Origin of the sequence: Microcoleus sp. BROC3, from assembly GCF_036702515.1 — a bacterium.
Lineage (GTDB): Bacteria > Cyanobacteriota > Cyanobacteriia > Cyanobacteriales > Microcoleaceae > Microcoleus.
In genome coordinates, this window is record NZ_JAUBTQ010000014.1 from 83,298 (window position 1) to 105,598 (window position 22,301).

Annotated in this window: 21 protein-coding genes; 6 read left to right on the plus strand and 15 right to left on the minus strand. The window is 45.5% G+C overall.

Features of this window, described 5'->3' with window-relative positions; translation table 11 throughout:
- Positions 1-16: 16 nt before the first annotated feature.
- The 8 genes from proC to der form a co-directional block, all read right to left on the minus strand.
- Positions 17-862: a pyrroline-5-carboxylate reductase gene (gene proC, locus QUB30_RS11470; protein ID WP_333333245.1), complete on the minus strand. Its 846-nt coding sequence runs from the start codon at positions 860-862 to the stop codon at positions 17-19.
- A 224-nt stretch (positions 863-1,086) separates the two neighbouring features.
- The gene (locus QUB30_RS11475) at positions 1,087-1,707 is read right to left on the minus strand and encodes a cell division protein SepF (protein WP_333333247.1); all 621 of its coding nucleotides are present in this window, start codon (positions 1,705-1,707) and stop codon (positions 1,087-1,089) included.
- 67 nt (positions 1,708-1,774) lie between these two features.
- Positions 1,775-2,461, minus strand: coding sequence for a YggS family pyridoxal phosphate-dependent enzyme (locus tag QUB30_RS11480; RefSeq protein ID WP_333333249.1), 687 nt, complete (start codon positions 2,459-2,461; stop codon positions 1,775-1,777).
- 93 nt (positions 2,462-2,554) lie between these two features.
- Entirely contained in the window at positions 2,555-2,824 is a 270-nt protein-coding gene (pipX, locus tag QUB30_RS11485; RefSeq protein ID WP_333240037.1) for a transcriptional coactivator PipX, read from the minus strand.
- Positions 2,825-2,866: 42 nt separating this feature from the next.
- Positions 2,867-3,325, minus strand: a complete 459-nt coding sequence (acpS, locus tag QUB30_RS11490; RefSeq protein ID WP_333333250.1) for a holo-ACP synthase — start codon at positions 3,323-3,325, stop codon at positions 2,867-2,869.
- 165 nt (positions 3,326-3,490) lie between these two features.
- Positions 3,491-4,486, minus strand: coding sequence for an energy-coupling factor transporter transmembrane protein EcfT (locus tag QUB30_RS11495; RefSeq protein ID WP_333333252.1), 996 nt, complete (start codon positions 4,484-4,486; stop codon positions 3,491-3,493).
- A gap of 269 nt (positions 4,487-4,755) precedes the next feature.
- Positions 4,756-5,127 carry a four helix bundle protein gene (locus QUB30_RS11500; RefSeq protein ID WP_333211850.1) on the minus strand — a complete coding sequence of 124 codons (372 nt, stop codon included), beginning with the start codon at positions 5,125-5,127 and terminating at the stop codon, positions 4,756-4,758.
- Between the two features lie 164 nt (positions 5,128-5,291).
- Positions 5,292-6,653 (minus strand): ribosome biogenesis GTPase Der, encoded by a 1,362-nt coding sequence (gene der / locus QUB30_RS11505; RefSeq protein WP_333333255.1) that lies wholly within the window; start codon positions 6,651-6,653, stop codon positions 5,292-5,294.
- 500 nt (positions 6,654-7,153) lie between these two features.
- On the opposite strand from der, the gene QUB30_RS11510 reads away from it, so the two are divergent.
- Positions 7,154-7,696 (plus strand): acireductone dioxygenase, encoded by a 543-nt coding sequence (locus QUB30_RS11510; protein ID WP_333203593.1) that lies wholly within the window; start codon positions 7,154-7,156, stop codon positions 7,694-7,696.
- Positions 7,697-7,789: 93 nt separating this feature from the next.
- Here QUB30_RS11510 and QUB30_RS11515 read toward each other — a convergent pair whose 3' ends face one another.
- On the minus strand, positions 7,790-8,596 hold the full coding sequence (locus tag QUB30_RS11515; RefSeq protein ID WP_333333257.1) for a hypothetical protein: 807 nt from the start codon (positions 8,594-8,596) through the stop codon (positions 7,790-7,792).
- A 7-nt stretch (positions 8,597-8,603) separates the two neighbouring features.
- Positions 8,604-11,174, minus strand: a complete 2,571-nt coding sequence (locus QUB30_RS11520) for a hypothetical protein (RefSeq protein ID WP_333333259.1) — start codon at positions 11,172-11,174, stop codon at positions 8,604-8,606.
- Positions 11,175-11,778: 604 nt separating this feature from the next.
- Here QUB30_RS11520 and QUB30_RS11525 point away from each other — a divergent pair.
- Positions 11,779-12,027 carry an NfeD family protein gene (locus QUB30_RS11525; RefSeq protein ID WP_333333261.1) on the plus strand — a complete coding sequence of 83 codons (249 nt, stop codon included), beginning with the start codon at positions 11,779-11,781 and terminating at the stop codon, positions 12,025-12,027.
- Between the two features lie 62 nt (positions 12,028-12,089).
- Here QUB30_RS11525 and QUB30_RS11530 read toward each other — a convergent pair whose 3' ends face one another.
- From QUB30_RS11530 to QUB30_RS11540, 3 genes are all read right to left on the minus strand, one after another.
- A complete protein-coding gene (locus tag QUB30_RS11530; RefSeq protein WP_333333263.1) occupies positions 12,090-12,563 on the minus strand; it encodes a DUF732 domain-containing protein in 474 nt (157 codons plus the stop codon).
- Positions 12,564-12,753: 190 nt separating this feature from the next.
- The gene (locus QUB30_RS11535; protein ID WP_333333265.1) at positions 12,754-13,368 is read right to left on the minus strand and encodes a cupin domain-containing protein; all 615 of its coding nucleotides are present in this window, start codon (positions 13,366-13,368) and stop codon (positions 12,754-12,756) included.
- Positions 13,369-13,518: 150 nt separating this feature from the next.
- On the minus strand, positions 13,519-14,088 hold the full coding sequence (locus QUB30_RS11540; protein WP_333333267.1) for a sigma-70 family RNA polymerase sigma factor: 570 nt from the start codon (positions 14,086-14,088) through the stop codon (positions 13,519-13,521).
- Positions 14,089-14,710: 622 nt separating this feature from the next.
- Between QUB30_RS11540 and QUB30_RS11545 the strand changes: the two genes are divergently transcribed.
- From QUB30_RS11545 to QUB30_RS11555, 3 genes are all read left to right on the plus strand, one after another.
- On the plus strand, positions 14,711-15,925 hold the full coding sequence (locus QUB30_RS11545) for a DUF4331 domain-containing protein (protein WP_333333269.1): 1,215 nt from the start codon (positions 14,711-14,713) through the stop codon (positions 15,923-15,925).
- Between the two features lie 109 nt (positions 15,926-16,034).
- A complete protein-coding gene (locus QUB30_RS11550) occupies positions 16,035-17,441 on the plus strand; it encodes a tetratricopeptide repeat protein (protein ID WP_333333271.1) in 1,407 nt (468 codons plus the stop codon).
- Between the two features lie 275 nt (positions 17,442-17,716).
- On the plus strand, positions 17,717-19,207 hold the full coding sequence (locus QUB30_RS11555; RefSeq protein WP_333333273.1) for a HoxN/HupN/NixA family nickel/cobalt transporter: 1,491 nt from the start codon (positions 17,717-17,719) through the stop codon (positions 19,205-19,207).
- A gap of 120 nt (positions 19,208-19,327) precedes the next feature.
- Here QUB30_RS11555 and QUB30_RS11560 read toward each other — a convergent pair whose 3' ends face one another.
- Together QUB30_RS11560 and QUB30_RS11565 are read right to left on the minus strand one after the other, a co-directional pair.
- Positions 19,328-19,765 carry a DUF6918 family protein gene (locus QUB30_RS11560; RefSeq protein ID WP_333333275.1) on the minus strand — a complete coding sequence of 146 codons (438 nt, stop codon included), beginning with the start codon at positions 19,763-19,765 and terminating at the stop codon, positions 19,328-19,330.
- Positions 19,766-20,140: 375 nt separating this feature from the next.
- Positions 20,141-20,323, minus strand: a complete 183-nt coding sequence (locus tag QUB30_RS11565) for a hypothetical protein (protein WP_333333277.1) — start codon at positions 20,321-20,323, stop codon at positions 20,141-20,143.
- 372 nt (positions 20,324-20,695) lie between these two features.
- Between QUB30_RS11565 and QUB30_RS11570 the strand changes: the two genes are divergently transcribed.
- On the plus strand, positions 20,696-22,291 hold the full coding sequence (locus tag QUB30_RS11570) for a Ycf66 family protein (RefSeq protein WP_333333279.1): 1,596 nt from the start codon (positions 20,696-20,698) through the stop codon (positions 22,289-22,291).
- The last annotated feature ends 10 nt before the right edge of the window (positions 22,292-22,301 follow it).

Consider the following 22,301-nt stretch of genomic DNA (forward strand, 5'->3'; position numbering starts at 1 on the left):
GTGCGTCATTCCTGACTTATTTCCCTAATTCTTGAGAACGCAAACAAGCTGCTTTCACTGCTTCGATTAGGGCCGATCGAAAGCCGCTACTCTCTAATTTAGCAATTCCCGCAATAGTCGTGCCGCCGGGACTTGTAACTCGATCTTTCAATTCTGCTGGGTGCATTCCCGTTTCTTGCAACAGTTTCGCCGTACCGAATACTGTTTGCAGGGCTAATTGAGAGGCGATCGCCCGCGGCAGTCCTGCACAAACTCCTCCATCTGTCAATGCCTCAATCAAAATTGCTACATAACCGGGCCCGGAACCCGAAAGCCCCGTCACCGCATCCAGCATACTCTCAGGCACTTCTACCACTTCTCCCACGGCCTGAAAGATGCGCTTTACCAATTCTAAATCAGCCGGTTGAACAAGTTTTCCCGGAGCGATCGCGCTCATTCCCGCTCCTACCGTTGCCGGAGTATTCGGCATCACACGCAGCACTCCCCGCCCCGGGAACGCGGGTTCGAGCTTGCTGAGCGGCACTCCTGCCAAAATCGACACTACCACCGCTTCTGGCTGCGAATTAGCGGTTTCTCCATTATTTCCCTGTTTGCGATCGGCCGCCACGGCCAACTCCAAAGCTACCGTATCAAAAACTTGCGGTTTAATTGCCAAAAACAGCACTTCTGTAGCGGCAGCAACTTCTAGATTGCTGGCTGTTGTTCCAATCCCGTATTTCTCAGTCAAAAACTCGCGGCGCTTTACCCCAGGCTCGCTCACCAATATTTCTGAAGGCAAATAAACTTTTTCTGCTATTAAACGGGATAAGAGAGCTTCTCCCATTACCCCACCGCCGATCGTACCAAATTTTATGTTAGTCATTAGTCAGTTGTCAGTTGTCAGTTGTCAGTTGTCAGTCAGTTATCAGTTGTCAGTTGTCAGTTATCAGTTGTCATTGGTTACTTAGTTGTTAGCTAATGTTATTAATCCGCAGTCTTTATTCCACAGTTATTAGTTGTTAACTACTGACTACTGACTACTGACTACTAACTACTGACTACTGACTACTGACTACTGACCACTGTCAACTGTCAACTGTCAACTAACTACTGAGCGATTTGAGCTTGTTCTGCCGGCCAGACTGTCGGTGCAGGAGCAGCAGCGCGGGGCCGTCCTTGAGCGGGAGGCACTTCGTGAACCACACCAGACTGAGTTCTCACCTGCACGCAGCTAGGCGTAAACAAGAAAATACTTTCGCCAATTCGCTCTTGATGGCCGTCAAGGGCGTAAGTACCGCCCGCCACAAAGTCCACAGCTCTTTGCGCTTGGTCTGGGTCCATCACCGTTAGGTTCAAAACCACAGACTTCCGTTCTTTAAGAGCTCGAATTGCTGCCGGCATCTCTTCAAAAGTGCGCGGCTCCATCACTACTACTTCCGAAATCCCGTTCATAGCTCCAGGCATTCCAATCACGTTATTCATTACTGACCCTACTCCCCCGGTTGGTGCAACAACATCCGTACCTGTCGATCCTACTACTGACCGCTCCCGCATTCTGCGATTTTGGCGGCGTTCTTCTTCTGCTGCTGCGGCTGCGGCGGCGTTCGGTTCAGGCGGTTGGTAGACGTTCTGAAAGCGATCGCCTTCGGTTTCGTCGTACTCGTAATCGTACTCAGGCTCATTGGGGAAGCCTACAAAATCTCGTAGCTTAGAAAAAATGTTCACCATTTAAGCTCCTTCACGACTGTGCTGCCCCGACTATAACTCGCGTTGCGGGTTAGTCGCGGGTGGCTAACTACTCTATTTTTAACCCAAGTTGTCCTCTTCTAGAGCCAAACAAGCTTGTTCCTAGCCGTACCATAGTAGCACCTGCTTGAATTGCCAAATGATAATCTCCCGACATCCCCATCGAGAGCTGCTGCATTTGAATGCGGGGCAAATTTTGCCGATCGATTTTGTCAGCAAGTTCGCGGGTGCTGTTAAACAATTCTAAGATTTGCGAGTCATCTAATCCCAGCGGAGGTATTGTCATCAAACCTTGAATTTTGATATGCTGACATTTGTTGAGTTCTGGGAGGTCGGCAAGCAGTTCTGGGACGCTCCAGCCGAATTTGTCGGGGTCGGGCAACATTTTGACTTGCAGGCAGACTTCGGGAGAGCAGGACTGTTCGCCCGCCAAGCGCGAGAGCCGCTGAGCGAGTTTTAAGTTGTCGAGAGAGTGAATCCACTGGAAATGCTCTAGGGCCTTGGCTGCTTTGTTGGCTTGCAAGTGGCCGATCAAATGCCAGTTGATATCCGGCAAATCTTGCAGTTGGCTTTGTTTTTCGGCAGTCTCTTGAACCTTACTCTCGCCAAAATCCCGGATGCCGGCTTCGTATGCTTCGCGGATAGCATCAGTGGGTACCTGTTTGGTAACGGCAATTAACCGCACGGATTCCGGCAACTGTTGGCGAATGCTGTTAATTCGAGAGGCAATGGTCATGGGTGCTCAACGCTGGAAACTAGAGGTTGGGAAAATTAAGACAGTTACTAATTACCAAATTACCAATTACCGATTACCAATTACTGATTTTCGCTATTGAAATGTGCGCTTGTGAATCGCCTGCAATTGGTCGTACTCCTGATATTGACCGCTGCGACGCAGGGTTCGCAGGCGAATTTCCACCATGAGGCGAGCGTCGGAGCGACTGATGGGTTCAAATCTCAGACCGCCAGGGCCGTTTGTTACCAAAAAAAATAGGCGCTGGGCGTATAGGGTGGTAAATAATTCTTGGCTGTCTTCAACCTGGGATACCCTGAAGAGGAGGCCAAAGTTTGGATGATTCAGGTAAGTTTCAGTAGTCATTCAGGTTTACAGTCGGTCAATTTTAGATTAAAGATTTCGATTTTAGATTTTAGTTTCGGTGTTTGTGGGGACGGGGTTGTTTGAGAGGGGGGTACAAAGGGCGATCGCCGTAGCCATACAATAGTCTCCGTCATGGCTGAGGCTCAATTGCCACTGGCAATTTCCCCAAACAGAGGCTCGTGCTGCTGCGGTTCCGTGCAGTTGCACGTTTGGAGCACCGTTTTCGGAGCGCCGAATTTCGACATCTGCATACCGTATTCCCCGCCATCCCGTCCCTAGAGCTTTGACAACGGCTTCTTTTGCCGCCCAGCGCCCCGCTAGTTGGTTGCAGGAAACTCGATTCATTTTACCTTTAATGCTGCTGTCTTGAGAATTTAGTTGCCCGCAGTCTCTTTGTTCGGTGGGGGTGTAAACTTTTTCGAGGAAGCGATTGCCAAAGCGGTCTAATGCCGATTGAATGCGCGGAACATATACGATATCTGTCCCGAGATAGATGTTCAAGGTTTTGGATCTCTAAATATTTGTCTCCATTACTTTAGCAGGACACTCGGGTACAACACAAAACTTACTCAAATGTAGGCTCGTGCTCCAAAACCATATCAAATCAGTCATTTCCAATTCTTCAATATTATTCAATCTAAAATCTAAAATCTAAAATCTAAAATCTTAACTGTCCCAGCCCCAAAGCAAGCGGGCGCTCCAGAGGACGATCAAGCAGCCGAGGGCGATCCAGTCTCGGATTTTCAATTGCAACTGGTGCCATTCTACACGGTGTCGATCGGGACTGGTGAAGCCGCGAACTTTCATGGCGCTGGCTATTTGTTCGGCTCGCAGGAGCAAGTTTTCTAAGAGTCGCTCGGCTATCATCAACCAAACTTCAGCGGCGCGGCGAAATCCGAGTTTTTTCCAGTTTATCGCTCGGGTTCTGACCGATCGCACTAAATTTTGTATTTCTTCCAATACTAGGGGAATGAAGCGCAAAGATAACGTTAATGTTAGTGCTATTTCGGTAACAGGCCAGTTCAAGCGGCGCAGAGGTTGCATTAAGTTTTCGATCGCGCTGGTGATTTCTTCACTGGCTGTGGTAAGGAGGTAGAGGTTGGTGCTGTAAATTACTGTGAAAAATAGGGTGCTGACGTTGATAGCTAAATCTAGGGATTTGCGGGTGATTTTAATCGGGCCTTGTTTGAATAAAACGTAACTGTAGTTTGTGGGTTGGGGGAGGGAATTTTGGATTTGGGATTTTGGATTTTGGATTGGGGATTTCCCGCCTAAATTAAAGGGATTGTACCAGGGTTTTTTGGGGGATGGCGGGGGGAGGGTTGTCGGCTGTTGAGAAAAGGTTAATTCGTCGGCTGGGAGGCGGGGCTGGTGTTCTGATGGGAGTGCGTCGGGGGCGATCGCGCTGATGCAAAATACTAATAGGCAGAATAGCAGCAGCATTCCCATTTGCTGTTTCCACACGCGCAGGGGAATTGCTGCGGTTAGTGTCAGTACGATTAACATTCCTACTAGCATCAACCGCCAGATGGGATTGGCGAGTATTGGGGCAATCAGAAATGTCATCAACCAGGCTAATTTTACGCGGGAGTCTAGCCTGTGAAGCCAGGTTACGGGTTGTTCTAGGTAGAGTCCAATGGGGAGCGATCTAAGTAAGTCCATCTTTTAGATTTTAGATTTTAGATTTTAGATTTTAGATTTTAGATTGAGGGATTGTTTGACGAATTGATTGACGAATTGATTGACGAATTGATTGACGAATTGATTGAGGAATTTATTGAGGGATTCAGGGATTGATTGATTCAGGGATTGATTGATTCAGGGATTGATTTTTGAAGAGAATTATTTGATTGAGTAATTGATTTATTGAGGGAGGATTATTTGATAGTTTGATTTTTGATTGAAATTTCGGTTGGGGATTTGACATTGTTTTATTTTCGATTTGCTGTTGGGTTTTTAGCAATTAAAGTTTTGATGGATGCAACTGTCATCGCTAAAATTTCATTCGTTTCTGACATGATACTTTTCAATTTAGTGGCATCAACCAATTCAGCTTCAACTATTAGCTCCATCCAGTAAAGACTTTCATCCGCTTCTTCTTCCACTATCCTGAGTTTAGAAATTAAGTCTGCTGTTGACTTAGCACGACAAGCCGCTCGATAATTGGCTCCTACAGAAGTTGCTGAACGTATTAACTGCTTGCCAATTACCTGAGAAGCTGAGCCTTTTGGCAGCGCATCTACTAGCTTAATAACTCTCAATGCTAGCTGCTTTGTTCTTCTTTTAAACTCTTGTTCGTCCACCTTGCGATTTTAGATTTTAGATTGTTTGATTGGGAATTGTTTCACATACCAAGTAATTGAATTGCCAAGAGGCGAAGGAAGACAAAAGAAAAAAATCGCAACTTAATTATACCATTAAACTGCGTTTTCTCTTCAATCTAAAATCCACAATCTAAAATCTAAAATCACTTCACGCGCAGTGCTCTGTTGGTTGTGCTCATTTCTGTGGCACGAACTTTTTTGCCTCTCCAAAGCAGCCGCATTGGTGTACCGGTAAAGCCGAGGTGTTTGCGGAATTGGCTTTCCATGTAGCGGCGGTAATTTTCGGTGAAGCGTTTGGGATCGTTGACAAATAGGGCGATTGTCGGTGGCTGCGATCGCACTTGAGTACCGTAATAGATTTTGCCTTGTTTTCCTTGGCGGGTAACTGGGGCTGAGTGCCAGGTTGTGGCTTCTTCTATGACTTCGTTAATGACGGCGGTAGTGACGCGGCGCTTGTGTTCGTCGGAGGCTTTGTCTACTAATTCAATGATTTTTTCAACTCGCTGTCCGCTCATAGCGCTAACAAAAATCATTTCTGCCCAGTCGAGGAAATAAAGTCGGGTTCTTACTTCTCTTTCGTACTCGTAGATGGTGTCGGAGTCTTTTTCTACTGCGTCCCATTTGTTGACGACTATAATGCAGGCTCGACCTTCTTGGCTGATGCGATCGGCTAATTTTTGGTCTTGATCCGTAACGCCGTCAATTGCGTCAATTACTAACAGTATGACGTTGGCGCGGCGGATGGCTTTGAAAGCGCGGTTGATCCCGAAAAATTCTGCGCCGTATTCGACGTTTTTCTTTTTGCGGATTCCGGCTGTGTCGATCAGGCGGTAGGTTTGACCGTTGCGTTCTACTAAGGTGTCGATCGCGTCCCGGGTTGTCCCGGAAATCGGGCTGACTATAGCGCGATTTTCTCCGAGAAATGCGTTTAACAAACTCGATTTGCCCACGTTAGGACGACCGATAATTGCTACTTTAATTTCCTCAACTTCTGGTAATACTTCCGTGGGAAGATAAGTTATTAATTTGTCGAGCAATTCGCCGGTGCCGTTGCCGTGAATGCCGGAAATTGGGTAAGGTTCTCCCAGTCCCAATTGCCAAAAGTCGGCTGCTTGGGTGAGTCCTGTATTTTCTGATTCGCATTTGTTGACGGCGAGAATGACTGGGACTTTTTGCAGTCTCAGCCAAGATGCGATCGATTCGTCGCCGCCGGTGAGCCCGGTTTGTCCGTCTACTACGAAAATGGCTGCGCTGGCTTCTGCCAGGGCCGCCATTGCTTGTTCGCGAATTAAAGGCAGAAATTCTGTCTCGTCGTCGAATACTAACCCGCCGGTGTCTACGACTTGATATTCCCGATCGCCCCAGTATGCCGGTCTGTAAGTGCGATCGCGCGTGATTCCTGCTTCGTCGTGGACGATCGCGTCTTGGGTGTTGGCTAAACGGTTGACGATCGTCGATTTGCCTACATTGGGGCGTCCAATAATAGCAACTATAGGTAGAGACATAAAAGTAGCAGCAATTAGGCTGCGCCGTAATTTTGAGCTTTAATCTTTAATTATAAGGGAATGTGACTCAAATGGAAAGGCTTATTTCTGTATTGGGGCTAGCTGTTTTTGTCGGTTTGTCCTACGCATTTTCTAGTCGTTCGGCGCGCTGTTAAGCGGCCACCCGTACTGTGGGGAATTGCTTTGCAGCTAATTTTTGCAATGTTTGATTCTCAAAACTGCTCCTGGTTTGGCAGTCTTTAATTTTTTTTGAGATTTATTCGCCCTGTTTTTCAACCACTAAGGTGCAGCGTGCATCGAACCCAACTCTCAATGTTATTAAATAAAAGTTAAAATCTAAAATCTTAGAGTGAAACTGTGATAAATGTTTAATAAATTGTTATACCAACTATCTATTTTTAACGATCGGCTATTATTGAAAATAAGCAGGAGTTTAGTCTGTAACACTAGATGGAAGCAGTAAACTAAATTCTCAAAGCCAAATAAATAGGTGGTTTACAATGGCTGTTATGCAACTAGAAGACGGTAGGACATATAGGGATATTGGGGCGATCGCAAGCCAACTGGCTGTTTTAAATGTTCAGATCGATCGTCTGCCAATGAGGGAAAATCCTGCGGTTCGAGAACTGCTAGCCCAAGACATTCTCAATGTAACAGAAAAACAGCAGATACTCGCAGCATTTCAAAGCGAGTTGCAACAGTTCAAGCGTGCAGACGGATGTCAGTGGTGCGACTTAAAAGTGCTGCACCCCGGTTCGCCACAGATTTACCCGCTTATGGCTCAAAGCAATCGCACTCACACCCACACAGATCCAGAAGTTCTTCACATTTTAGCTGGGGAATGTGTTTTTGGGTTTGTGTATTCTAACGGCTGTCAGGTACAGTTAATGCTGGAAGCTGAAGAATACATTAAAGTGCCCGCAAATACCGAACATTGGTTTTATCTCACTCCGTCGTTGTACTTGAAAGCTGTGCAGTATTACACCACTGCTCAAGGGTGGGTTCCTCAGTACACCAACAGGAAGTTAAAAATTAAAAACTAATGTAGTGCGAGCCGTGCACACCTTCGTAAAAACTCAATGTAAGGTGCGTACTGCGCACCTTACTAAAAACTAATGTTACCCATGAAAGGCTATCTAATCCAGTGGTGTGGCTATTTCAATTTCTTCGCAGCGCTGCAAAAGCGCTTCTATTTCCTGAGCTAAAAAAATCACTTCCGGCCAAGAAGAACCGTTAATTAAATCTTGAGCGTGAGCTAATTTGTTTCTCAATGCTTCTGCTGATTTTAAAAAACGCTCTCCGTAGCGTTTGGATTTGAGCCCCAGCCGATCGACTATTTCCGCTGAAGTCAGGATTAAATCTCGCTTGTCGCAGAATTGCAGGTAATCGATTAAGTCAATTGCTTCATTTCGGGATCGCCCCAATTCCCAAAGGTGTTTTGCCGCTACGATGCGATCGCTTTTAAGGAATTTCTGCCAAGAATCTTGGGGAAAGTAAATCCGCACGATCCGCAATAAATTCATTTCGAGAAGCGTCACCAATCCAAACAGTAGCATCCGCACCGGTGCTTTTTGCAAATCGCCGCAGGTAACAATTCCGTTGATCCTGTTGCTTTCCAATACAAATAATCTCGGTTTTTCTCGCAGCAGCGGGAGCAATTCCATTAAAGGAGTGGCCGCGGCGATTAATTGTGAGGGGTGAAAAATTTGCTGGTAGTCGCTGCACTTGCCTTTACCTAAATGCGATCGTTCTACATAGCCGCAAACCGTGCCGTTTTCTTCGATCCCGAGCACGTCAAAATCGCGGGCTTCCATCCACGATCGCAATTTGGCTGCGTCTTCGCAAGCGGGGACAGCTTTCAGCGGTTCCGCGAGGTATTTAACTGTAATGCTGTCTTTGAATAAATCCCGCAAGTCCGCGGAGCTTGATTTTAAATGTTTCATCGATTTTTTATTTCAACTTGCACAAAAACTTATAATTGTCGATCGCCTCCTCAACCGGGTGATTTCCCTCTTTTCCCGGATTAGCTTCTTCAAAACATTGATGCCATATACTTTTAGCCTCCTCTTTGAACAGCTTGGCAATTGTTTCCCAATCAGCACTAGAATCGAGGTTACTTAAGAAGTTCATCGCTTCGGTAGCAACCTTAGTTCTTTCCCATCCTTTTGTTTCGTCAAACAATTCTAAGTATTGTTTTTCAAAGTATTTTGCCAACAGCATTGCAAATTTAAGCTGAGAGGTTTTGAGTTTTTCAGCTACTCTCGCAATATTGTAAAAATTTTGAGCAATTAGTCTGGTAAATCCTAAATAAATTGAACCTTTGAGTGACATAAAAAACATCTTCAAGGCTTCTGTAAAAGAGCAATCAATAAGCAAAAGTCTTTCACCTCTGGCTATGTTCACTTCTACTAGAATTGCTTCCTGATAACTAAACACATCTGTTGGCTTAATTTCTGCTTTAATGATATTTTCTGTAAGATTGGCTAATTTTTCAGCTCGATCGCCATCTCCTAACCTACAGCAGACCCGGCTGGCATTGGCGAGCAAGTGAGCGGCTTTGAGTCTCAAGCCAATTTTTGAGGAACAGTATGCCGCCATCAAGAAATTTTCAGCAGCAGTGTCTAGCTTTTGGACACTTTCTAATTCTGAGCAAAAATCCAATCTAGCGGAGCGGGCAAAAATTTCTGATGCACATAAATATACATCAAAATCAAAACGTCCTGGATAACTGCCGTACTTTAAATTTCCTTGTTTGATGTATGTTTTCAGTTCATCCAAACAATTATTAATATTATAGCTGGACGATGGAGATTGCCATTGCTTCTGTTCTATAAAAGAGCGATCGCCAGACAAAAATCTGTGCAACATTTCTTCGAGCCTGTACATAATAACAACAGGTTGATATTTAGATAATTGACTGTTGCCGTTCAATGCCACCCCAACTTCTGACAAAAATTCTGCAGCTTCTGTCATGTTGATTTGAATGTGAGCTGAACGCGCTAAAATTAAATTAGCTATACACAATTGGCGCTCTAAATCGCTGGCATAAAACTCTCTAAAAATTGGATGAGCTTTTAAATAGGTTTTTTGGAGTTCTTTAATTTGCTCGATCGCTTCTTTCAGGTAACTTTTAACAGACCGATCCTTCAGACGGCGGTCTGTCTGAAAGACATAACCACTCGTTAATTTATGACAGTAATTTAAACTATTTTCTATCTCTGCTACTGCTTGGCAAACTTCATAATAATTCTTACAAAGCTCATCGGCACTCAAATTTTCAGACAGCCAACTCGTTGCTGCTGAGACAAGTGATTGCAGAATGCTGGTAATCGTATCTAGATCGATCCATACTCCCTGATAAAATTTATCATCTCGATCGTTTTTGCCTTCATCCTTTAATGTAGCTGAGGCTTTAACCAGTCTAGTTGTAACTTCTTTTCTACCTAATGCCTGCGAAGCAATATCTACAAGTTTAAGATTCGACCGGTATCCCATTCCCCTAGCAACAGCAGTTAGCATATTGTCATAGTAAGTCCCAGATGAACAATATTGCCAGCATACATTTTGATTGGTTTTGCCAAAGTTGCAGGTAACAGATACTTCGATCGCTGTGTCAGAAATTTCGGGATATAAGTCACCTCTCAAGTACCTTTCTGCTCTAATTGCTGCATTTTTTAACAATTGCTTTGTACCTAAATCATCCGTATCTTCATCCAAAGAAAATGTCAGTGTTTTAAATTGACACTCTGTCACTCTAATTTTTCTTAAAAATCTATTCATGTTAGCAGTAGTCTGCTCGTGCTCTAATATGCACAAAAACAGCTCGAAAAGTTCGGCTTTATTAAATTCTGATTTGCCTAATGCTATGAGTTTAGTGATTGCCTCTTTAAGACCCTCTAGCATTTTTCTACTGGGTTTTTCATAGTGAATGCGAGCGTTCCACCACTGCTGAACAATAATGTCTATATTTTCTAAAGATGCGTAACCATCAATTATGGGTTTTTCGTCAGGAATTGAAACGTGATAATACCTGGCTGCGATTTCATTTTCAATAGCTTCTGTGATTTTAATAAAATCAGTAAATTCTGTAAATTCTAAATTAGAAAGCCGAGAAGTAATTCGCTGCAATTGTTGGTGTCTGCTGGGATCTACTTCCACAATCATATTTGTTGAACTCGGTAAAAATCCCGCAGCTTTTAGCAAGCTATTTGAGCCTGCTTCCCGCAACTGTTCGCGGTTGGACTTCGCTTCATCTGAAATATTTTTACGCTCAATTTGTTCTGGCGCAGTCAGAAAATCCCACAGACGCATCAGGTGAGACCTGCGAATTGGCAATTTATTGCTGGAGTTGTTCATAAATGATACTAGGGGCTGACGGCTGATGCCGAGACCTTCTGCTAGTTCTACGTTGGTAACGTCTAGATCGCTTTTATAGCGATTAAATTCTTGACGCAATTGTTGCCAATAGCGATTTTCTTCCTCTTCATATTTTTCTAAGCTGTCATTTTGGCGATCGGTCATAATTACCTATACTCTATTTTGTTATGAAAGTTACAGCACTTTTCATTTTGTAGGGCGATGCCAATATATCCTACCCTGATTTCAGGTTTCTGAGATGTACTTGATGCTGCCCCAGGTATCAATTGTACTCCATTTATACACAAGTGGGTAAGAGGTTCAGGCTATTTGTTGCCCTCTCGAAGCTTTGGACGCAGAGATCGCTGGACTGTTCCCGTACTGCTAATAATATTTGTTTAATATTTAGACAATATTAACGGCGATCGCACTTGACAACTTCCCGGCTTTGCCAGCCTTCTGACCAGCAAGATTTTCAATAATGACGCTTCAAGGAGCTTTTAAAGTAAATAACCACACCGAGGGCGATCGCCATTCTGCTGTCCCTGCTTAAAATCACCAGTCTAATTGTCTATTTTATAGACACTGCAAAGCCAATAAATAACATAATCTTGCTTGACAGTCAGTATCCAGAAATAGGACAATATAAAAAACCACCTCGGTCTGGTGAATACCAAGACAAAGGTGGCAAACGTTAAATTAACTTACTGCCATGATACAACTGAAGTCGCGAAATTTAGTTGCAAGAGTTCTAGCTCCTTTTGCACAAATGCTGAACAGGATTGTTTTTGGGCAAACCATTTCTGAGCCACAGCCAGTTCCAGGCGTTGACCGATCTCAGAATTTCGAGCAAGAAGCGATCATCGATGAAGAAATCCAACCCCATTGCGTTGGTCGCGTTCATTTTCAGGCCAGTTGGTGGCCCGCACGGTGCGAGCAAGAAGTAACTCTAGTTCGCGGTCAAATCGTTTCTGTGGTTGGTACAGACAATATTACTCTGCTAGTCGAACCACGGTAACGATCGTAAAATGCTGCTGATTTCAGCTAGGGGCAATTCATGAATTGCCCCTACATTAGCATTTATTTATTAGCTAATTCCGGGCAATAATGGTTGGCGGCAAGGGTGGTAATAATATCGGCATCGGCGAGAAAACTTTCTTTGACAGTTGGATTGTCGATACTGGCAGCTTGCCCGATCGCTCTTAATTTAACTTCCGGCAGAGAAACTCCAGATTTTGCTTCCGCACACATTCTTTTAGCTGCCGCAATTTTTTGACCGGGGGCCCTTTGGATTGCTTGCAGTAAATTGTCCGTGGCTTCTGGAGAGTAGCTTTTTGCTAAGCGTTTGTAATCTTCGAGAAATTTCCCATCGTTTCCTGTCAGCTTAATGTCTGATTCTTGAGGCGAACACAACAAATTTAAGTTAATTACTTCTCCCGCTGAATTGACAAGAAAACATCCTTCGCGTTCTTGGGCGATTGCGCTTTTTTCGCTCGTTACAAATTGTATAATAATGGCGGACAAAACAGCAGTTAAACGCGAGTATTTTAGCATTGGAATTACGTGATATAGCTGGGATTTTTAACCGCAGAATGCGGATAAAAGCGGTGTTATTGAGTCAGAGCGGGTCCGGTAAATTAACCGAAATAATTGTAGGGGCGGGTTTCACCAACAATCTATAATTTTAACTAAAAATCTACATAAACCCGCCCTCCAATCTGTCGGCAATTCAACAAACATAATATCAGACTAGCATTTCGTTGTCTATGGAAGTTTTCATTAACAGCACACATCCCCGTTGTGTCAGGGAGGAATGTATGGAACCGGGAAGAGAGCGAATGTAGTCACCTTGATGGCAACTTTCCCCTTCTACAATTAAGTCTCCTTCTAACACAAACACTTCCTCCGAGGCAGCGTGTCGGTGCAGGGGAAATGTTGCTCCCGGTTCTAGTCGCATCAAGCAGGTAATTTCGCGCTTTTTTTTGTCAATATAAAGCTTGCCAAACGAGACTCCCGGAACTCCATAAGATTTCCATTTGACATCATTCGATCGCACGATTAAAGATGGAGCATTGTTCTCCGTTGAGGAGGTAACAATGGGCTTTAAATTGACTGATTCTGCCGGGGTTGGCGGTAGTTCGGCTATGCGCTGGAACAGGCGGTTTTTGAGGTGGGGGGCGAGGGGAACTGGGGGGGCTGTGTAGGCGATCGCGGCAATTGTTGATTCTAAAGCCGCTAATTCACTTGTAAGTTCTGCGGATTCTTTCAATTTCTCTGCAAATGCGCCGCGTTCTGACTCGTCGAGGATATCGAGAGCTTGAAGGGCTGCAAGGATGTTATATTCCTCGTCTGGCATCATTTCCATCTGTTTTCCGCGATTAATTGTAATTCAGCCTAGGTTGATTTTAAATTTCAGATTTGTCTGCTGCCCTCGCACTCAAGATGGATGATTGGAGATGCCATAATTTTAGATTGATGTTAAACAACTTAAATTTTGTTTTTTGACAATCTAAAAAAATTGTTCGCTCAAAGCTTGACGCAATTTGGAAATACCCAACCGAATTCTGGTTTTGATTGTACCTGTCGGGATACCAGTTTTAGCTGATATCGCCGCGCAAGTCAGCCCTTGGTAGTAGGCGAGTTCGATCGCCTCTTGCTGTTCCTTTGGCAATTTTTCTAAGGCTGCTTTGACTTGTTCGCTGCGTTCTTTAAACATTGCATCTTCCATCGGTTCTGCAACGCTAGAGATGGGTACTTTAGCATCTTCCAGACAAGCTTCAGCCGCCCGGACTGTTCGCTGCATCGCTCGGAGCCGATCGAGGGAACGACTGCGGGTCAGCATGAACAACCAGGTATCTGCTCGACTGCGAGAAGGATCGTAAGTTGCTGCTTTTTGCCAAATTTGGGAAAAAACATCGATTACAACTTCTTCAGCTTCTTCTACCGAACCCAGAATTTTGTAAGCGAGAGCGTAACTTGGGCGACCGTAGCGATCGTAAAGTTTAGCTAATGCCGTTTGGTCTTTCTGGGCAATCTGCACTAAAAGCAGCGATTCATCGCCTGACTTCTGGCCTGTCATTTCAGTGTACCCAAAATTTTTGTTTTGACGGCACAGATCCAAAATTAACAATTCGGCGTATATCACTACAGAACATAATTGTAAGTTTGAAGTTGGGGGTACAAGCTGGAGTATGCCTTTTCCGGCTAATTTTGTCGTGCTTTGAATTGTAAAAATCCCAAGTTATCTTGAATTTTACCACCTGATTAGTAATTTTTTTGACAGTTAGCAATCCGCTTTATGCACAACGAATAAATGCCCGGAGCCTGAACCGTCAAAACCGCGCGATTAACTCGTTCCTAAGCTCCGTTCGCTAGCTCCCAAGCAGAGCCTGGGAACTCATATAAGCGATGCTCTGACTCCACTAGATCGAGAGAGGCTCTGTCTCGAATCGGGCATTCCCAAGCATAGTCCGGGAACGAGTAAATCCTCAATAACACACTTTTTTACATAAATTAATCTGGCAGCACAGATCCAAAATTGCCAAACCTTCGTATACCACCAATAGGAGAAGGCTCAGCAACAGCGCAAAAGCCCGACAGGTTGACAGATTTCAACCTGTTGCTACAAAAGTCAAACCCGCGAATGCGGGTTATTTACCATTGATTTGTGCAAAAATTTCATTGCAATAAAGGTGCTAACTGTGAAGCTCACAAAAAAAATTCGCCGAACCATACTAGCTATTGAAGTAGCTCTAATTGCTCTATTAACTCCAGGGATAATTGTCGCTTCCGACCACGACGACGGCGAAGTAGATATTAAAGGTCGCGCGGTCAATTTAACTGACCTGTACGTATATCGCGAAAAAGACCAAAACTCCGGTGCTGCAGACGGGGATTTAGTATTTACCATGAATTCAAATCCCAGGTCTGTAGCTCGCTATCAATATTATTTCAGCACTACAGCCCTCTACCAATTTCACATCACGCAGGTAGGTGACGTGAATTCTACACCTACTGGACGCTCGGATATTATCTTGCGGTTTGCCTTCAGTCCGCCTAACAATCAAGGTATGCAAGCAGTGGCTGTAACTGTTGTTCGCGGTGGCTCGGAGACTGTTGCTAAGACTACAGTTAACGGCGGGCTAATTGCCACAACTCCGCTGAATTCTAATGCTGTTTTGAATACAGTACCTGTGGGCGGTTCTAACTTGACTGTATTTGCAGGTTTGCGGGAAGACCCGTTTTTCTTTGATGTGGAACAATTTTTCCGAGTTCGCGCCGCAGCTTTGGGAACAGGGCCGCGCACTGCTTTTAAACAACCGAATCAAGCGATCGACTTTACTAAAGGTTACAACGTCAATACAATTGCTGTCCGCGTTCCGAAAGCGTTTTTGCAAGCAGGAACTGGGGCGAATACTTTTGATGTTTGGTCAACAGTTTCGATCCGGGATGGAGCTGGCGGTTTCAAACAATTCGAGCGTTTGGCGAGACCTGCAATTAATGAAGGTTTGATAGTTTCTCCCGCTTATCTGGAGGCATTTAATAATATTCCTCCGAGATTGGATTTGAGTGCTGCTGCTGCTCCGGTGCGGCAGGAAGCTGTTGCTACTCTGAATGCTGTGGATCTTTTGGACGGTCGGGATAATGTCGATCCAAATGCGATCGCCGGAGCTTTCTTGCCCGATGTCATGCGGATCGATACCACAAAAACCAGCGGCTACGCTAGCGCTACAAATGCTCAAGGAAGCTTGATCGGAGGTCGTATGCTGATGGACGACGTTATTGATATCACTCTGGGAGCTTTGGTAGGTTCTCCGGTTGGCGATAACGTTTCATATAACGGAACTCCGGGAAATCCGGCTCAGGGACACAAACCTTTAGAACCGAATTTTCCTTATTTGGCTTTGCCTAATTAGTCATTAGTCATTAGTCATTAGTCATCTGTCATTAGTTATAGTTTATTGATTAATGACAGATGGAAAATCCTTTTTTTAACCGCAGATGAACGCTGATTAACGCGGATGTATGAAAACTCAAATTAAACCGGAAATAAAATCGGATGTTTTCTCGTGGTGGCTGCTGATAGCGGTTCCTTTAGTTGGGATGGTAGTAGTGAATTTACCTCCAAATTTGCGTTTTATTTCAGAAAACTTTTCTAACAAAAGTCCCGAAAATTTAGATGCTAATTACCGCTATCAGTTTTCGGAAAGTTTGAGAAATAATCCGAATCAAAAGGAAGCAATTCAGCAAGAAATAGCTTTTTACCAGCAGCGATTGGCTGTTGATTCCCGCAGCGGTTTGAACCGGGCGTCACTGGCGGGCTCTTATTTGAAAATGGCTCGCGCTACTGGGGAGGGAGGTTGGTTTTTATTGGCAGAACAAGCGGCTCAAAGGTCGATCGCCGATTTGCCTTTTGACAACCAAGGTGCGCTGTTAGTTTTAGCTCGAATTGCCGAGGCCAGACACGATTTTGCTACTGCTTTGCGCTTTGCTAAACAGGCGGGTTTTGACAATGAAGATGCGATCGCCCTTTCAGTTACATCTCACTTAGCGATGGGTAAAGTGAGCGAGGCAAATGCTGCCGCAGAAGCCTTAGTTAACCGGATTCCAAACTTGGGTTCTCTCACTTTGAGAGCTTTGGTGAGAGAGTCTCAGGGCCGAGATGCTGAGGTTTTGCAGGATTACCGCCAAGCAATGGCGGCCGAGGAACCGGGAGAGGTTGCTGGTTCGGCGCGGGCCCGATCGCTCTTGGGTCGATTTTACGCGCGTCGCGGGCAGTTTGTGCAGGCGAAAGCGCTGTTTTTGGAGGCGCTGCGGTTAGTGCCACGATACCCGCTGGCGCTGATTTATTTGGCGGATTTGGAGACGCGGCAGGGCAATTATCGAGAGGCGGAAGGCTATTACAGCAAGGTTTCTGCGTATTCTGGCGCGGTTGCGACTGTGTTCGATCGCATTGTCGATCGCGGTATGGCGAGGGTGAAGGATTTGCAGGGAGATGCGATCGAATCCCGGCGACTTCGGGACAAAGCAGAAGCGGGGCTGCGACAGGAACAGGTTTCTGGATCTGGCGGTTTTGGCCACCGCAGGGATTTGGCAAGTTTGCTGCTGGAAAAAGGTCGATCGCAGGATGTCACGGAAGCGCTGGCATTAATGCAGGAGGAGGTGAAAATTCGGCGGGATGCGGTGACGCTGGATACTTTGGCTTGGGCGCTTTCGGCCACTGGGGAATGGCAAAAGGCCGATCGAGTGATGGCGGAAATAGTGCGATCGGGGATTCGCGATGCGGGTATGTTTTACCGGGCTGGTGCGATCGCCCGGACTTTAGGTAAGAATACTGAATCTCGCGCTTATTTTCAAAAGTCCAAGGAAATTGACCCGAATTTTGACGATCGATCTCGCCAAGCATTGGGCTTGGGAAGTTATGAATTTTGAGATTAACTAATAGCAGCCATTCTGCCAAGTTCGCTATTCCGTCAATCCGCCAGGGGTTGAAACCCCTGGCTAAAAGCTTAAGTCCTCTTGCATAGGACTGAAATCCGCAATTGTTGAATTTGATTAGCTATTCAGTCGGTTTCAACCGACTTTCGCTATGAGACGGGGATTTCAATCGCCGGCGGGCTTGCGGGTAAGCGCGCCGGAAAAATCACAACACAAACAAATAATTCATCCGAAAATTACTAAAAAAATAGGTATTTATGCAGTACAAAATGAACCGAATTTCAAAATTATTTATCCTATTTGTTCTGACAGTTTCATTGTTACTAACAACCTCAATCCGACCCGTTTACTCGCACTGGTCAGACTTATCCGTAGCAGAAATAGTAGTCAACGATTTGCAAACCGAAGTAACATTAACCTTCCCAACCGGCTTGACCAAATTCGCCGACGACAATCGAGACAGCCAGCTACAACCTGCTGAAGTTCGCAGCCACCAAACACAGCTAGAAAAGTTTTTCAGCCAACAAATTCGCATTGCCAACAGCAGCAACATTCAAGGCTCCGTAGCAGTAACACCGCTAGACATAGCAGCTAAAACCGCCAGCTTAATCCAGCAGCCGAATACCCACAGCACCTTAATCTTAAACTACACCTGGGCCGCACTTTCTCAAAATATAACCCCCGGTTTACCCGACTCAATTTCCATCTCAAAACCCGATAAATTGCGGATTAATTACAATCTGTTTTTGCCCGGAGTGGTGACAGCTAGCTGTCAAGCTACGATCGTGCAAGCGGGTGCGGTAAAAAGCTTTGTGTTTACTCCGCAAAACCGGGACTTTTTGTTAGCAGGAAATGAATCTATCTGGGATTCAGGTTGGAGTTTGCTGCTAGCAGTAGCAGGAGCATTTGCTTGGGGATGCGTGCACGCGATGTCGCCCGGACACGGAAAAACCATAGTCGGCGCTTATTTAGTGGGTTCGCGGGCTACTCCGGCACACGCTTTATTTTTAGCAGCGACGACTACAATTACTCACACTGCTGGCGTGTTTGCGGTGGGCGGCATTTCTTTGTTTGCTTCTCACTTAATCGACCCAGAAAAATTAGATCCTTGGCTGAGTTTAATCTCTGGTTTATTAGTAGCCGTAATCGGGTTTAACTTACTCTTATCAAAAATTAAGACTAGGTTGGTAGTGAGGACTGAAGTTCTCAAAAAAATCAAAACTAAAATTTTTAATAAAAACTGGTTTTTAAGGAGTAAAGTCCTTGCTGCGGAATGTGAAGAACCAGTAAATCTTTTGAGTAGAGGAAGTTGGGAGCGAGAATTCAAGCCTGTAAAACGCGATATATCTCACGACTACCACCATCACGGAGACGGCCGGATTCACTCGCATTTGCCTCCCGGTGCTGATGGTTCTGCTATCACTTGGAAAAGCTTATTAGGGTTGGGAATTTCCGGCGGTTTGTTGCCTTGTCCTTCCGCTTTGGTGATGCTGTTGAGCGCGTCTGCTTTGGGCAATGTTGGTTTGGGAATGACGCTAGTGGTAGCCTTTAGTTTGGGATTGGCTTTAGTGCTGAGTGCGATCGGATTAATCTTAGTTTATGCCAAACGGAATTTTGATAAACTGCCAAAACAGATAACAGCAGTCAAATTTCTGCCTGAGATTAGCGCGGTTTTTGTGATGTTTTTGGGGTTGGGAATTACCGGACAGGCGATGTTGAAAATATTGGCTGCAAATCAGTGGGTAATTGGCAATAGATAAGCATAAAATTAGGACTCTTTCTCCTAACTGCAAACTTACGAATAATTCTGCTTTTAGATACCCGATTTTTTGAAGAAGCCGGGTATCTGGCTATTCTGTTTTTTAGCCGTTGCTCACTTATCAGGCCGGACTATATTTATTAATAATTTCGGCTAAATCCGGTATTCCCTTTTCCACGTAATTCTTTGCTGAGGGGCGGAGTTTGGCATAGGCACCTTTAACCATCGCTCTTGTGCTGTTCTCGACTCTTTTGTCGCTGATCTGGAGCAATTCGTCTGCTACTTCAGCTTTTCTTTGGGTCAGATATTCTACTGGGTTGCCATTGTTTTTCGCTTCAGTCCACATCGGATCGAGTGCGATCGAGATTTCTGGCAGAAGTTGATCGAGGACTTGGGCGCAATAGTCAGCCCGTATCCCCTTGACAGTAGAGTAGGCAGCTTTAAGAGCAAGACCACCCAATCCCGGCGCTGCTGCAACTTGTTGGTCTATCAACTTTACACAGTCATCAACAAAAGTTTCTCTGTTGTTTTCATTCAAGAGAATATCGCTAAGTCCCATTTTTACTTTCCTTGATTTAATAGTCAATGTGCTGATTAGCTTTAAGCTCAATCTGACATCATATATCTATTTTGAGCCTTTACCCAAGGTTTCCCAAGTTTTTTAAGGTTTGAATGTCTCTAGGAGACAACCTAATGTTGAGATTTGTCTAGTATGTTATGGGAATTAATGTTCTATCTGCTACTAATTATTGGCCTACGGTTTGTAGTAAGGGCTTTAGTCCTTATTCGGTGATATTAATGAGGACTAAAGCCCTGACTACAAACTGATGAGTTGTGAACAGTCACATAAAAAAGAGAACAGCTCGAAAAAAATATTATAGAGAGGCTCTGCCTAAGTTCGATCGCACTTGCACGTATTATATGGCACGTATCATTAGGATTGGACGTTCGGCTTGATGTCTGCGGGTGCTGCAATGACGGGAACTTTTAGGGTTTGAGTGGGCCGATCGCTCGATCGCAATACCAAATTTTTCGGTAATGGCGCGGAAGTGCTGAGTCCGGGAAATATGTGAAGCGATAAGGTTAAGCCGGCAGCTAATAATAGTTTTTCTAACATGGCACTGTCTCCAATACATACGCCCTAGGGCATAATTCCTCTTACACCTACAACATATAAACATCCTCAGTCGCTTGGTGCGATCGCACGGGCATAGTTTAAGTGACATCTATCACCACTGAGCAGGGGGTGATGGGGATAGGGGGTGTGGGGATAGGGGGTGATGGGCCCTAGGGAAGTGGGGGAGAGTGGGAAATCTTTCCTCGCACTTCTACTGTCAACATCGGTTGAACGTGTTAAATTCCTTACACTGGTTCCTTGCCAAACTTCCCTACAAATCAAGAATTGTCCCAGAGAAAGAAGCCGTTGAGTCTCTCTCAAAGGTAGAATTAGCGCGTAGAAGTTATTTGAAACAGCGGAGGTACCGACAATATGCTTGCATACTTTCTAGCGTTGGCAGTCGGTCTGGGCAGCTTCAGTATTTACATGGCGGCATTCTTTTTTCCAGAAGTTCACCGCAAAAGTGATTTTACCTGGAGCGGTGTAGGACTTTTTTATGCGTTAATTTTATGGGTTTGTGCGGGACGAATTACCGGTGCTCTGCTGCTCGGTCAAATGGCGGGCGTGGCTATGTTGGCCTGGTTTGCTTGGGAAACTCTGACTTTGCGCAGACTGGTGACACCCGTTGCTGAGAAAACGCCGATTCCTCAGTCGGTGAATTTGCCGGGGGCCGCGGGCGGGCCGTTAGCGGGCTTGTTCGGCAAGAAAAAAGAGCCCGCAGCGAAAAAACCTAAGTTTGTTCGATCGCCCAAACCGAAAACTGATGCGGTTCCAGCACCCGCTGCGGATAAGGGCGAGGTAAAGCTAGAGGAAAAGCCGACGACTTCGCCAATAGCTGAAATTGCCGAAAGTTCGACGATCGATCCGACCCCGGAAAGTGCGATCGCCCCTGACTTGAAAATTCCCGACAGCAGCGCACCTGCAATTGCAGAAATACCCGTCTTTTCGGTCGAAACTCCTGTTGCTGAGACTTCACCAACCCCAGCAGAATTAGCCAGCAGCTTCACTCCTCTACCTCTACCTATAGAATTTTCAGAAATTGCAGCACCAGCAACTGTGGAGCCAACAGAGGCTCAGCCAGAAGCCAAACAGCAGCCAGAAGACGATGATTTTGACGAGATGTGGAGGGCGATGGCTAAAGAGTCCCAGTCTGCTGCGAGTTCGGCAGCCCCAACGGCGACACCAACGCCAGCCTCTGAGGCAAACTCAACTCCTGCCAAAACAGCTAAAAAATCCGGCGGTTTCGGAAGTCTGTTCGGCAATATCAAAAATAGTCTCGGCGGTATGTTGGGACGGGGTGCGGGTAAAAACAAGTCTGATGCAACTCCCCAGACGGCACCAACACCTTCAGCCACTCCAGAATCGATCGCACCTGAATCTAAAATAACGGCAACTCCTGCACCGGCGATCGACCAGATTCTCGAATCCGAATTAGCCGAGGCGGCTGCGGAAGTTGCAGCCGAAAGCAGCAACACTGCTGTTGAAACCAGCCAAGGACTGCCGTTTCCCACCGATGTTGAAGCAATGGCCGAGTTGATGGCCGCAGAAACCGCGAGTTCTGACAAAATAGGGGAAACTCCAATTTTAGACCGAGCCTCCGCTGAAACTCAGACAGCGCCGTTGGCTCAAGAAACGCTGGAGGCCCGGGTGGGTGAACCGGAAGCAGCAGCAGCAGGCGCAACGGAAGCAGAAGCCCCTGCTGTATCTCTAGAAATGACTGTGGTGGAAGTGGCAGAGCCTGTAGAGATACAAGTACCGGGAGAACCTGGGTTGAGCGTGCAGGTGGAAACGGTTTCAGTATCAGCGATCTCGATCGTCGAATCCACAGATACAAAACCATCTTCTGAGGCAGAACAACCGGAATTGATTCGCCCCAATCCCCCCACTTCGGAGGTAGTAGACACTGCTAAACCGGCCGCTGAATCCAAGTCTGAGAAGGTATCGGAAGAAGATAAGCCGTTATCTTGAGGAAGAAAGC

What these genes read in the sequence shown, in the direction of transcription:
- QUB30_RS11540 (WP_333333267.1), bottom strand. Translation starts at nt 14,088, where the DNA reads ATGACAGGCCAGAAGTCAGGCGATGAATCGCTGCTTTTAGTGCAGATT.
- QUB30_RS11550 (WP_333333271.1), top strand. Translation starts at nt 16,035, where the DNA reads ATGAAAACTCAAATTAAACCGGAAATAAAATCGGATGTTTTCTCGTGG.
- QUB30_RS11520 (WP_333333259.1), bottom strand. Translation starts at nt 11,174, where the DNA reads ATGACCGATCGCCAAAATGACAGCTTAGAAAAATATGAAGAGGAAGAA.
- QUB30_RS11510 (WP_333203593.1), top strand. Translation starts at nt 7,154, where the DNA reads ATGGCTGTTATGCAACTAGAAGACGGTAGGACATATAGGGATATTGGG.
- proC (WP_333333245.1), bottom strand. Translation starts at nt 862, where the DNA reads ATGACTAACATAAAATTTGGTACGATCGGCGGTGGGGTAATGGGAGAA.
- QUB30_RS11475 (WP_333333247.1), bottom strand. Translation starts at nt 1,707, where the DNA reads ATGGTGAACATTTTTTCTAAGCTACGAGATTTTGTAGGCTTCCCCAAT.
- QUB30_RS11570 (WP_333333279.1), top strand. Translation starts at nt 20,696, where the DNA reads ATGCTTGCATACTTTCTAGCGTTGGCAGTCGGTCTGGGCAGCTTCAGT.
- QUB30_RS11530 (WP_333333263.1), bottom strand. Translation starts at nt 12,563, where the DNA reads ATGCTAAAATACTCGCGTTTAACTGCTGTTTTGTCCGCCATTATTATA.
- QUB30_RS11535 (WP_333333265.1), bottom strand. Translation starts at nt 13,368, where the DNA reads ATGATGCCAGACGAGGAATATAACATCCTTGCAGCCCTTCAAGCTCTC.
- QUB30_RS11565 (WP_333333277.1), bottom strand. Translation starts at nt 20,323, where the DNA reads ATGTTAGAAAAACTATTATTAGCTGCCGGCTTAACCTTATCGCTTCAC.
- QUB30_RS11525 (WP_333333261.1), top strand. Translation starts at nt 11,779, where the DNA reads ATGCTGAACAGGATTGTTTTTGGGCAAACCATTTCTGAGCCACAGCCA.
- QUB30_RS11515 (WP_333333257.1), bottom strand. Translation starts at nt 8,596, where the DNA reads ATGAAACATTTAAAATCAAGCTCCGCGGACTTGCGGGATTTATTCAAA.
- QUB30_RS11555 (WP_333333273.1), top strand. Translation starts at nt 17,717, where the DNA reads ATGAACCGAATTTCAAAATTATTTATCCTATTTGTTCTGACAGTTTCA.
- pipX (WP_333240037.1), bottom strand. Translation starts at nt 2,824, where the DNA reads ATGACTACTGAAACTTACCTGAATCATCCAAACTTTGGCCTCCTCTTC.
- der (WP_333333255.1), bottom strand. Translation starts at nt 6,653, where the DNA reads ATGTCTCTACCTATAGTTGCTATTATTGGACGCCCCAATGTAGGCAAA.
- QUB30_RS11495 (WP_333333252.1), bottom strand. Translation starts at nt 4,486, where the DNA reads ATGGACTTACTTAGATCGCTCCCCATTGGACTCTACCTAGAACAACCC.
- QUB30_RS11480 (WP_333333249.1), bottom strand. Translation starts at nt 2,461, where the DNA reads ATGACCATTGCCTCTCGAATTAACAGCATTCGCCAACAGTTGCCGGAA.
- QUB30_RS11560 (WP_333333275.1), bottom strand. Translation starts at nt 19,765, where the DNA reads ATGGGACTTAGCGATATTCTCTTGAATGAAAACAACAGAGAAACTTTT.